Annotated in this window: 8 protein-coding genes; all 8 read left to right on the forward strand. The window is 63.8% G+C overall.

Features of this window, described 5'->3' with window-relative positions; translation table 11 throughout:
* Positions 1–163 precede the first annotated feature (163 nt).
* The 8 genes from EV688_RS01395 (at position 164) to EV688_RS01430 (ending at position 12,325) form a co-directional block, all read left to right on the forward strand.
* Positions 164–2,125: a serine/threonine-protein kinase gene (locus EV688_RS01395; protein WP_117316605.1), complete on the forward strand. Its 1,962-nt coding sequence runs from the start codon at positions 164–166 to the stop codon at positions 2,123–2,125.
* A 15-nt stretch (positions 2,126–2,140) separates the two neighbouring features.
* Positions 2,141–2,800, forward strand: a complete 660-nt coding sequence (locus EV688_RS01400) for a hypothetical protein (protein ID WP_117316607.1) — start codon at positions 2,141–2,143, stop codon at positions 2,798–2,800.
* A 157-nt stretch (positions 2,801–2,957) separates the two neighbouring features.
* Entirely contained in the window at positions 2,958–4,025 is a 1,068-nt protein-coding gene (locus tag EV688_RS01405) for an efflux RND transporter periplasmic adaptor subunit (protein WP_205686574.1), read from the forward strand.
* A complete protein-coding gene (locus tag EV688_RS01410; RefSeq protein WP_205686575.1) occupies positions 4,018–7,185 on the forward strand; it encodes an efflux RND transporter permease subunit in 3,168 nt (1,055 codons plus the stop codon). Before EV688_RS01405 ends, EV688_RS01410 begins: the two co-directional genes overlap by 8 nt.
* Positions 7,186–7,369: 184 nt before the next feature.
* Positions 7,370–9,631 carry a TonB-dependent hemoglobin/transferrin/lactoferrin family receptor gene (locus tag EV688_RS01415; RefSeq protein WP_162883856.1) on the forward strand — a complete coding sequence of 754 codons (2,262 nt, stop codon included), beginning with the start codon at positions 7,370–7,372 and terminating at the stop codon, positions 9,629–9,631.
* Positions 9,628–10,494 (forward strand): heme/hemin ABC transporter substrate-binding protein, encoded by an 867-nt coding sequence (locus tag EV688_RS01420; RefSeq protein WP_131917524.1) that lies wholly within the window; start codon positions 9,628–9,630, stop codon positions 10,492–10,494. The genes EV688_RS01415 and EV688_RS01420 overlap by 4 nt, the downstream gene beginning before the upstream one ends.
* Positions 10,491–11,549, forward strand: a complete 1,059-nt coding sequence (locus EV688_RS01425; protein ID WP_117316613.1) for a FecCD family ABC transporter permease — start codon at positions 10,491–10,493, stop codon at positions 11,547–11,549. The genes EV688_RS01420 and EV688_RS01425 overlap by 4 nt, the downstream gene beginning before the upstream one ends.
* Entirely contained in the window at positions 11,546–12,325 is a 780-nt protein-coding gene (locus EV688_RS01430; RefSeq protein WP_117316615.1) for a heme ABC transporter ATP-binding protein, read from the forward strand. The genes EV688_RS01425 and EV688_RS01430 overlap by 4 nt, the downstream gene beginning before the upstream one ends.
* Positions 12,326–12,354: the final 29 nt, after the last annotated feature.

The raw sequence follows: 12,354 nt of genomic DNA on the forward strand, positions 1-12,354 counted from the left end.
GTGCTCCTTGCGTGTCCGTCATGTCAGTAATCCGGTTCGCCGCGCCATAAACGCCGCAGGCGGTGCAGCCCGGCGCAGGATCATAACCCGGAGCGGCTGTCGCTTTCGCCCCTGTCCCGCATTCCATATACTCGTGTCATAGACACCAGCAGCAGGGGATCGGGTGGCCAGGGATAATAACCGCAGTGCAGACGACGCCGCGACCGAAGTGGACCCGACGCAGGGTCAGGGCGACAGGCCCGCATCAGCGCCGGAAAGCAACGACTACAGCGCAGACAGCCCGCGTTCACAGACGGCCGGCTTCGATCAGGCGCGCGAACTCGCGGAAAAGGCGGGCAGCGACAAGGGTCGGCTGCTGAAAAAACGCTTTGTGCTGGAGGATGTTCTCGGCGAGGGCGGCATGGGCCTGGTGTACAAGGCCCGCGACCTGCGCAAGGTCGAGGCTGAAGACCGCAATCCGTATGTCGCCGTCAAGGTTCTCGGACAGGGCTTTCGCGAACACCCGCAGGCCTTTGTCGCGCTGCAGCAGGAAGCGGTGAAATCCCAGAAACTCGCACACCCGAATATTGTGACCGTCTACGACTTTGATCGCGATGGCGACACGATCTTCATGACGATGGAACTGCTCAAGGGAGATCCGCTGGACGCCCTCCTTCGCCTCGAAGCCCCGTTCAGCAGGGAAGTCGCGCTGCGCTACTTTCGCGATCTGTGCGCGGGTCTGGAATATGCCCACCAGCGAAGCCTTGTGCACTCCGATCTGAAGCCCGGAAATATCTTCGTGACCACGGGCGGTACGGTCAAGATTCTCGATTTTGGTATCGCGCGGGCCGCCAGCAAAACCGCCCTCAGCCATGACTACGATGCCGGCGACCTCGGCGCGCTCACCCCGGCCTACGCCACGGCAGAAATGGTTCGCGGTGAGCCACCCAGTTTCGGCGACGACATCTATGCACTGGCCTGCGTTCTCTTTCAGATGCTGGCCGGTGAGCACCCTTACGATCGCAAAAGCGCGGCAGCGGCTGCTGAACTGAAGCTGAAACCACGGCGTCCGGAGGGACTGAGCAATCGCGAGTGGGGAGCACTGAGCGCCGCTCTGAGCGTTGACCAGGGCAAGCGCCCTGCCACGATTGCCGCTTTCCGCGAGAGCCTTCTGCCAAAGCGGCGCAGCGGGGCGCTTCTCGCATTCGGAGCCGCTGCCGTTGTCACCCTGGCTGCCGGTGGCTGGTATGCCTACGACCAGCATCGAGAGGAAACCAGGGCGCAAGAAGCGATCGCCGATCGCCTGCAGACTGCCAAGGACTGCTATATCAGCCGGGATTACGCCTGCGCGGCCGAGAACGCGCTGGTCGTGCGCAATCTTGCGCCAGGTAGCAGCGAAGCCGAGACTTTGCTGGCAGCCGCACGCAGCGCGGAGGCAAAAGCCGAGCAGGAGGCAATGATCGATAACCGTCTCAAGGCGGCGAAAGATTGTATCCAGTCCAACGACTATGCCTGCGCGCAACGCCGGCTGACGTCCCTGCTGGATGTCGTGCCAGACCAGTTGGAAGCTCAACAGATGCTGCGGGAGACAAGGGACGCACAGCAAAGCGCACAGATTGCAGCGCTGCTGCAGACAGCGGAGGCCTGTGTGTCCGGCGGCGACATTGACTGCGCCCGCACCGCGCTCGGTGAGGCACAGGCGACCGGCGCAAGCGCCTCGGAATTGATTCCCGTACAGCGCGGCCTGGACGGACTCGTGGAGGCGCGACTGGCGGCGGCAAGAAATCGCCAGGAGCGCGAGCAATTCATTGCCGATGAAGCGCAGGCCTGTCTTGAACGCGAGGATTTTGCCTGCGCCGACGACCGCGTGGGTCTGCTGCGCGATCTCAATCCAGATAATCCTGTAGCCAGTGAACTGGAGCGGGCGATAGCCGCAGGCAGGGAGCAGCGGCAGTTCCGGCTGCAGACGGTGGCCGGATTCCTCAGTGAGGCAGAAACCTGCTTCGCCCGCAAGGACTACAGCTGTGCCATCGCAAAATCCGAATCCGCCCTCTCGATAATCCCGGCATACGCGGCTGCGAAAAAAATGAGAGAACGGGCGAACGAGGCCCAGAAAAAGGCTAAACTCAGTATATCGATAGAATAAACGAGGGACATGGGCATGCGACAGCTGGTATCGATTCTGACACTAACGGCGCTGGCCACCGGTCACACCCAGGCGGGCTTTCTCGACGATCTGTTGAAGACCGCGAAGGATGCCGCCAAGGAAACAGCGGAGGACACCGCGAAAGATCTGGTTGCCGAAACAACGGAGCAGTTGATACGCGGCATGTTTGTTGGCTATACCTCCAGGCAGACCCGGTCGGACACCGAGGTGGCCCGGGAATTCGAGAAGGATCACGGCGATCTGCCGGTCAATGCCCAGGTGTCTTCCTACCGCACGGAAATACAGCCCGGCGCTTCCGTGCGCCCTGGGACGGAGGTCAGGGTGCGGTCCTGGATCGAGGTAACGCCGGGGCGCAGCGGTGACCGGCCCGTCATCGAGGAGCGTCTGACGATCTGGGACAATGAGGACAACTCGATCGCGCTAAAGGGAATGACCAAGGCCGCCGCTGAGCGCGCAGGCGCCTTCCGGGGTGAGTTCACTTTCACCCTGCCCGAGGGCTTGCCACAGGGAGTGTACCCGGTGAGCACCAGTCTCATGCTCAACGGCGAGCCCGTGGGTGACCAGAAGCACGGACTTCAGCTGGTGCTGCGGGTGGCACCAGCTGGCAACCTGACGCTCGTTGCTCTGAACGCCGGGACAAGCCCGATACCCTGAGCCTGGCCAGCCATCCAGGGCGGCACCGCATGGCGTGCTGCAAACGCTTTGCCTTTTCCGGCAAGGCTTCGAACCGATCCGCTGCTCATATCGTACATTCAATTCTTTGCCCGGCGTTTTGTCCGGCTACTCACAAACTGAAACTGGCAGTGCTTCTGTGAAACGTCAATTCCCCGCCCTGCTACGCCCGCTGGCCATTCTTGCCGGCGCCGGCGCCATTGCCGTGTTCATGCTCAGCAGCCGCGAGACGCCGGTTGCCCGCAGCATTGACCAGCCGCTGCCGCTGGTGCAGGCCCAGACCATCCGCAAAACCGATCTCCCGGTCACCCTTGTCGCCCACGGCAATGTCAGGGCCTGGCGCGAACTCGAGCTTACCGCCGAGGTTACGGGCCGGGTATTGTGGGCATCGGAGCGTTTTGAGCCCGGCATGGAAGTCGCCGAGGGAGAGCTCCTGCTGCGGATCGACGCCACCGACTACGAGCTGGCACTGGCAGAGGCACAGCAGTCGCTGGCCAGCGCCGAGCTGACGCTGGCGGATGCCAGGGCCCTTTCACAGAAAGCCCGCGTCAACGAGGCACAGGCGACCGTTGTCGCAGCCAGAGCGCGTATTGCAAGAGCCCGCCGCGACCTCGACAACACCGAGATACTCGCACCCTACAACGCCGTGATCGACACGGCGCTGGTCGAGGTCGGGCAGTTTATCAGTGCGGGAACCGAGGTCGGCCGCATTCTCGGCAGCGACAAGGCGGAAGTGCGCCTGCCATTGCTGCAGCGGGATGTGCTGCTAATCGACGGCGCGGGCGAGGTCGCAGTCACGCTCAGCAGCGGCAGCGGCACGCGACAGCTGCGCTGGACCGGCCGCGTGGCGCGGATTGAATCGCGAATTGACAGCGAGACCCGGGTGATTCCCGTCGTGGTGGAGGTCCCGGAGCCACTCAACACCGAACGTCACGCCACTCCACTTCCCTTCGGCCTGTTCGTGCGCGCTGAGATTGCCGGCAAATCGCTGGCAGATGCGGTGCGCATTCCACAGTCGGCGCTCCACGGCGACAGCGATGTCTTTGTGTTCGAGGACGGCAGACTGCAGCGGCGGACGGTCGACGTGGAGCGACTGCGCGACGGGCTGGCGCTGATCACGTCAGGTCTGGACGACGGCGACCGCGTTGTCACCACCCGCCTGGATCTCATGTTCGAGGGCATGGCGGTAGACCTCGCCGATGAGTGACCTGCGTGCAGCCCACGAGCGCGGGGCCGTTGCGTGGATGGCACGCAACCCGGTGGCGGCCAACCTGCTTCTGGTTATCGTGGTAGTGGCGGGCCTGTTCGCCATCGGCGAGCTGGACAAGGAAATCTTCCCGTCGTTTCCCACGGAGACCTTTACCGTCACCGTTCCCTATCCCGGCAGCTCTCCCGAGGAAGTCGAGCGCGGCATCGTGCTGCGGGTCGAGGAAGCCATACGCGACATCGTCGGCATCAAGGAAATCCGCAGTGAAGCCCGGGAAGGGGTCGGCATCGTGACCGTGCAGATGGTGCCCGGCAGCGACATGGCCCGCGCCGTCAATCTCGCCAAGGTGCGTATTGACGGCATCGCCTCCTTTCCCGCGGATGCCGAGGAACCTATTGTCGAAGAGATCGAGTTCTCGACCCGCGCAATACGTGTGAGCCTTTTCGGTGACATCGAGGCACGCAAGCTGAAGGAGCTGACCGAGCGAGTCCGGGAGGAAGTCCTCGCCCTCGGCGGCATCAGCGAACTGTCGGTCACCGGTGAACGTGACTATGAGATTTCCATCGAACTGTCCGACGAAAAGTTGCGCGCCTACGACCTGACCTTTGACGGCGTTGTCACGGCCATACGCAACAGCTCCCGCGATCTGCCCGGCGGCATCATGCGCACGGATTCCGGGACTGTCACGCTGCGCTCAATATCCCAGGCCTATGACGGTCGAGACTTCGCGCAGCTGACGCTGCTGTCGCGCAACGATGGCACGCAGATACGCCTGGGGGATATCGCCACGGTGCGTGACAGATTTGCCGAGCAGCCCGTGCTGAGCCTGGTGAACGGCCAGCCGGCGCTGACGCTGGATATCGAGCGCGTCGGCAGCCAGGACGTTCTGGAAATCACGGAAAAGGTCCGCAATTACGTCGCCATGAAACAGCAGCAGCTGCCCCCGGGGGTCAGTATCGAGGCCTGGAGCGACGCCAGCATCGTGCTCAAGAGTCGCATTGACCTGATGCTGCGCAATGCCGCCTCGGGTGGACTGCTGGTCATCATCGCCCTGGCCCTGTTTCTCGACCTGTCGCTGGCCTTCTGGGTGGTTGTCGGCCTGCCCTTTGCGGTCTTCGGCTGTCTGGCGACGCTGCACATTTTCGATCTGCCGGTATCGATCAATCTGTTATCGGTATTTGGCTTCATTCTGGTGCTGGGACTGCTGGTGGACGACGCCATTGTCACGGCGGAGAGTGCCTATGCGAGGCTCGAGCAGGAAAGAAAGGGCCTGCAGAGCATTATCGGCGGCGTGCAGCGTGTCTCCACTGCCACCATTTTCGGCGCACTGACCACGGTGGTTGCCTTTGGCCCCAGCCTGTTCGTGAATGAAGGATTTGCCCGCGTGCTGACCCATCTGGGGCCAGTGGTGATGCTGTGCGTCATTTTTTCCCTGATAGAGACCAAGCTGATTCTGCCGGCGCACCTCGCGCACCTGCGTCCGCCGGACCCGGAGGCCATCGCCCGCGGCAATCGCTTCAAGCGGGTCCAGCATGCCTTTGCCAGCGGCCTGCAGAGCTTCGCTCGCGGCCCGTACCAGCGCATGCTGGCGCGCGCGGTCCACTATCGCTACACCACGCTGGCGATTTTTGTCAGCGGCCTGATTATCTGCCTGACACTCATTCCCGCCGGCATTCTGCGGGTTGTCTTCTTCCCCACCATACCGTCGGACGTTATCCGCGTGAGCGTGGACATGCCCCAGGGCACGCCCTGGCAGAAAACGCATGAGTACGCGCATCGCATTGAAGCCGCCGCAAACGCCATGAACCAGCGCCACCGCGAACAGGACCCTGAGGGTCGCGATGCCGTCGTGACCATGCTGCTCACCTCCGAGAGTGACACCAGCGCGGCGCTGCAACTCGAGCTGCTGAAAAGTGAAGATCGCAACATCAGCTCGGACGTGCTCGGACAGTGGCTGCGCGAGGAACTGGGGCCACTGCACGGCGTTCGTTCCTTCCGGGTGGACAGCAGCGCGGGACCAGGCGGGACGCCCATCGACGTTCAACTCAAGGGCCGTGATCTGGATGAGCTGCGCCGGGCCGCAGCCGAGCTCAAGCTTGAGCTGGCGAAAGTAGACGGCACCCGGGACATCCGCGACAGCTTCAACTCCGGCGGACGAGAACTGAACATCAAGGTCACGCCGCAGGGCGAGGCCCTGGGGCTCGGCGACGTCACCCTCGCCAGCCAGGTACGGCAGGCGTTTTTTGGCGCGGAAGTGCAGCGGGTACAGCGCGGTCGCGATGAGGTCCGGGTCTACGTAAGACTGCCGGAGCAGGAGCGCACCCGCCTGGATGCGCTGCAGGAGCTGTGGATCAATCTCCCCGACGGCAGGCGCGTCCCCTTCCCCATGGTGGGCACCGCCAGTGAACAGACGGGGCTCAGCGTGATACAGCGGGTTGACCTGTCCCGCGTGGTCAACGTGCAGGCCGACGTCAACAAGAGCGTCACGTCATCGAGCGAGGTGATTGCGCTGATCGAGCGCAGCGTACTGCCGGACATCCTCGCGCGCCACCCCAGCGTACGCTACGACGTGGCCGGGGAAGTCGAGGAGCAGCGCGACACCTCGTCGGGCCTTCTGTATGGCATGATCATCGTGCTTATCCTGATCTATGCGGCGCTCGCCATTCCCCTGAAAAGCTACCTGGAGCCACTGCTCATCATGTCGGTGATCCCCTTTGGCGTGACGGGCGCGTTCCTGGGACACCTCATTCTCGGGATGGATGTCAGTGTGCTGTCCGCCATCGGCATTATCGGGCTTATTGGTGTGGTGGTGAATGACAGCCTGGTGCTGGTGGACCACATCAATCACTACGTGGATGAGGGGCACGACTGGCGCACGGCGGTGCTGGAAGCCGGGCCCTCGCGATTCCGCGCCATTCTGCTGACCTCACTGACCACCTTCCTCGGCCTGCTGCCCATCCAGCTGGAAACCTCGCTGCAGGCGCAGTTCGTCAAACCCATGGCGACCTCCGTCGCCTTCGGGATTTTCTTCTCCACGGCGGTCACGCTGTTCCTGGTGCCGACGCTGTATTACATCTCCCAGGACCTGCGGCAGATCTTCACCCCCGGCAGGGTGCGCAATCGTGCGCGGGGAACGACCGCGATGGATTCCACGCCCTGAGCCGCCGCCAGCTGCTGATGCAGCTGGCCATCAGAAAACGCCCCTCACGCAGCCACGGTCTCGCCAGCGATCAATGGCGTAGCGCCCCTCATTTCGCGCTCTCCTGAAAAAACTCTTGAATTACGAATGAGAACGATTATATTTTGTATTGCGTTTCACGTTCAATGGCCTTCAGGAGGTTCCCGTGCCTGCCCACCGCACCATTTTCGCAAGCTCATTACTGCCACTCTGCTTTCTGCCCTCACTGGTTATCGCGCAATCCACCTCACCGCCACCAGACAACGCCGCTTCTGACGACCGCGACCCCGCTCTGGAAACGGTGACCGTTGTGGGCACGCGCACCGAGCGCCGCCTGAGTGAAGTGGAAGCGACCATCTCGGTCTACGGACGCGAGGACATCGACCGCTGGCTGGTGCGTGACATTCAGGACCTGATCCGCTTTGAACCCGGAGTCAGCGTCGCCGGCGGCGGCAGCCGTTTCGGCCTCGAGGGCTTCACCATTCGCGGCATCGGCGGTAACCGCGTACTGACCCTGGTCGACGGCATTCGCATGCCAGAGGAGTTTTCTTTCGGCCCCTTCCTCTCGGCCCGGCGCGACTTCGTCGACGTAGACACGATTTCCCGCGTGGAAATCGCCCGCGGTCCCTCCTCCACGCTTTACGGCAGCGATGCGCTGGGTGGCGTGGTGTCAGTGACCACAAGGGCACCGAACGAGTATGTGTCTGCCGAAGAGCCACTGTACCTCGACACCAAGGCAGGCTACTCGAGCGAGGACAACAGCGTCATGGGCTCGCTGAACGCCGCGTACGGTACCGAGCGCGTTGCCGGTCTCATCACCTATACCCAGCGCTCGGCTGAAGAAACACAGACCGCCGGCGACATCGGCGGCTTCGGCAGCGGTCGCAGCAAAGCCGACCCGCAGGCCATCGATACCCGCTCTTTCGGCGCCAAACTCGCGGTCAGTCCCTTCGAGGGACACAACCTCATTTTCGCCCTGGATCTACTGGATGCCGACGTTGACACCACGCTGCTGTCGGATTTCGGCGAGGTAGCGCGCGGGATTGTCACCGATGCGCGCAATGCACAGGATCAGCGGGAACGCTCCCGCTACAGCCTGAGCTATCGCTACGATAGCGCCAGCGGCCTGCTGAACAACGCCCAGGTCACGGTGTACCGCCAGACCTCGGAAACGCAGCAGCTGACGCTGGATGAGCGCACCTCACCGCGGCTCGGCGCCCTCACGCGCGAGCGCCTGTCCACCTTCGAGCAGCAGATCGATGGCCTGTTTGCCCAGGCCAGCCGCTCTGCCCGGGCCTTTGGCGCCGAGCACACCCTGACCTTCGGCGTCGACTGGTATCGCACGGACAATGCCAACCTGCGCGACGGTGGCACCGTCAGTGCGGTCACGGGCGCCGTGGTGCCCGAGTTCGCCCCCCTGCCCACGCGGGATTTCCCGCCAACAGAGGTGGAGAACCGCGCACTCTTCCTGCAGGACGAGATGGTGTTTCTCGAGGGGCGCCTGCGCATCACGCCCGGACTGCGCTATGACGACTACTCGGCCAGCACCCGTCCGGACGACCTGTATTTCAACGGCAACCCCGGAGTCCCCGCGCCCGAGGATTTTGACGATTCCGACCTCACCCTGAAGCTCGGCGCGCTATATCAGTTCACACCGGCAATTGCCGGCTGGGCACGCTACAGCGAGGGCTTTCGCGCGCCGCCTTATGACGATGTCAACGTCGGCTTCTCGAACTTTCTCGGCGGCTACAAGACCATAGCGGCACCCGACCTGGCGTCGGAATCCAGTACCGGCTACGAGGTGGGGCTGCGCTTCAATAATCGCTGGGGCCAGGCACAGCTAGCCGCCTTCACCACTCGCTACGACAACTTCATCGAAGCCAACGTCATCGCGCCCGGGTTCGCGACCAGCGGTGGCATTGACCCGGCGGACGGCCTGCTGACCTTCCAGTCGGTGAATCGCGGCGCGGTAGACATTGAGGGGATAGAGTTCCGCGGGCAGCTGGCCCTTGGCGCCCTCAGCCCCGCCCTCGCCGCATTCTCCCTCGAAGGCGCGGCAGCCTACGCCAGCGGTGAATCCAGCGAAAATATCCCGATCAACACGGTGGACCCGCTCAGCACCGTGCTCGGACTGCGCTGGGCACCCACACAGTCTGCCTGGAGCAGCGAACTGATCTGGAGCTGGTCGGCGGACAAGGACAGCAGCGACATTGACGGTGACCGCTTCGCCACCGACAGCTTTCACCTGTTGGACCTTCTCGTGCATGCCGATCTCTCGGACCGCATCAGCATCGATCTGGGAGTGTTCAACCTGCTGGATGAACGCTACATCCGCTGGGCCGATACGGCGGGGATCGGCGAGGACAATCCCATGCGCTTTTCGCGGCCCGGTCGCAATGTCAGCATCAACCTGAGGGCGGTGTGGTGAACCGGCGTCGGCAAGGTGGCTGGAAATCTGCGCTGGTCGCCGGCTGTCTTTTCCTGGCGGGCACGACGGCGCAGGCCATGAGCTGCGGCGAGGTGGCGGCGGACGCCACACGCATTGCCGTAGCCGGTGGCTCCCTGACAGAGATTCTGTACGAACTGGGCGAGGAGCAGCGCATTGTCGCAGTCGATCGCACGGCAACCTATCCGGACGCCGCGCAGGCCCTGCCGCAGATCGGCTATGTGCGCGACCTGTCCGCCGAGGGCATTCTGTCACTGGAACCCACGCTGGTGCTCGGCGAACACGACATGGGCCCTCCGGAGGTCGTCGCCCAGCTCGAATCCCTCGGCGTGGACATGCTGATTGTGCCAGAGAGCTTTGACACCGCCGGTGTTGCCGAAAAAATCCGCTGCGTGGCGGCAGCGGTGGGCAATCCGTCGGCCGGCGAGACATTGGTGGCGAGCACGCTGGCGCCCCTGGAAAAACAGACCGGGACCGAGGCACGCGGCGTCGTGCTGCTGGGCGTGCGCGGCGGCGCACCCCTCGCGGCGGGCCGCAACACCTCGGGTCACGGCCTGTTGACCATGGCTGGCCTGGACAACGCCATGCGCGACATCGACGGCTGGAAAGGCGTCTCGGAGGAGGCAATGCTACTGGCCGCCCCGGATTTCATCGTCATCACCCAGCGCGGCCTGGATGACGCCGGCGGCATGCAGGCCCTGCTGGCGCATCCGGCACTGCGCCTGACGCCGGCGGCGCAGAACCGGCGCATCATCGCGATGGACGGCATGGCGATGCTCGGCTTCGGCCCACGCACCCTGGCCACCGCCGCAGCGCTGCGCGCAGAGCTGGAGGCAATCCGATGAGCATTGAAATGAGCACAGGCGCCGTGGTGGAGCGGCGCCTGCGTCCGTGGCGCGAAAGTTTGCCGAATCAGCGGCTGCTTCTGTACACCGGCGCACTGATGGCGATCACCCTGATTGCTATCAGCACCGGCGCCGTGGACCTCGATATTGTCGGTTTCCTGCTGGGCACCGCCGACCTTTCTGCACTGCAGCGCAACGTGCTGCTGGAACTGCGCCTGCCGCGGGTTCTGCTGGCCGGTGCGGTCGGTGCGGCACTGGCGATCGCCGGTGCCTGCCTGCAGGGTCTGTTTCGCAACCCACTGGCCGAGCCGCAATTGATCGGCGTGTCCTCCGGCGCCGCCCTTGGCGCCATTTCGATGATTGTGTTTGGCAACCAGCTCTCCATACCGGATGCCCTGATGCCCTTCAGCCTGCCGGTTGCGGCGATCATCGGGGCACTGCTGGTAACCTCGGGGCTGTACGCTCTTGCCTGTCGCCACGGTCAGCGCAACGTGGTTGGCCTGCTGCTGCTGGGCATTGCCGTGAACGCCATGTCGGGCGTGGGTATCGGTCTGTTTACCTGGGTCGCCAATGACGGTGAGCTACGCTCGCTGACCTTCTGGACCATGGGCAGTTTCGGCGGCAATCGCTGGAATACCGTCATGCCCGCTGTTGTTCTGATCGCGCTGGCGCTGGCCATTGTACTGCCGACCGCGCGGCAGCTGGATCGGCTGCAGCTGGGTGAGCTGGAGGCAGAGCGTCTCGGGGTCTGCCTGCGCAGCCTCAAACGCCGCGTGATCTTCGGGGTTGCGGTTGCGGTGGGCGCGGGGGTTGCCGTCGCCGGAACCATCGGCTTTGTCGGTCTCGTTGTGCCGCACATTGCGCGTTTGCTGACGGGTGTGCGACACCGCTCGCTGCTGCCCGCCTCCGCCCTGCTGGGCGCCTGTCTCACTATTGCAGCGGACCTGGGTGCACGCACGCTGGTCGTCCCCGCCGAGATGCCCGTGGGACTCATTACCAGCGCCATCGGTGCGCCGTTTTTCTTCTGGCTGATTCTGCGGGTACGCAACGCATGAGCCTGCTCGCCAGAAATCTTTGTGTGCGACGCAGTGGCCGATGGCTGCTGGCGAATGTCGATATCGAGGTGCAGCCCGGCGAGGTACTTGCCGTCGTGGGTCCCAACGGAGCTGGCAAGTCCACCCTGCTCGGCGCCCTGGCCGGCGACCTGTCGATCGATAGCGGGTGTGTGGAGATGGCAGGGCGGAATCTGCAGCAGATCAGCCTGCAGCAGCGCGCCGAGCGACGCGCTGTGGTTGGACCGCCACCGCAGATGGCCTTTGATTACACCGTGGCCGACGTGGTTTCCATGGGCTGGCTGCACGGTGATCGCTTTGGCAGCGCATTCGCCGCCGACGCCCTCAGCCGTGTCCTGCAGCGCTGCGACCTCGGAGCCCTTCGACAGCGGATATTCATGTCGCTTTCCAGCGGTGAACGGCAGCGTGTGCAGTTTGCCGCCGGCTGGCTGCAGGTCTGGCCAACGCCAGACGACCCGGCCGCGCGGTGGCTACTGCTGGATGAGCCGACGGCGAATCTCGACGTCGCGCACGCTCGGCAGATGCTGCAGCTGCTGCGACATCTCACCGCCGACAATACCGGGGTTCTGGTGGTGCTTCACGATCTGGATCTGGCCACGCGATTTGCCGATCGCGTGCTTCTCCTCGAGAGCGGTCGCGTTGCCGGGCTCGGGACGCCGGACACCGTTATGACGCCTGAGCGGCTGACCGCCGTCTATGGCGCCCCGGTACACGTTGAATACCTGCCAGCCCTGAATCGGCTGGTAGTCATTGCCTGAGGTCTTCTGTCAACACAAACAGCGAGGAA

Origin of the sequence: Chromatocurvus halotolerans (assembly GCF_004340525.1) — a bacterium.
Taxonomy (GTDB): domain Bacteria; phylum Pseudomonadota; class Gammaproteobacteria; order Pseudomonadales; family Halieaceae; genus Chromatocurvus; species Chromatocurvus halotolerans.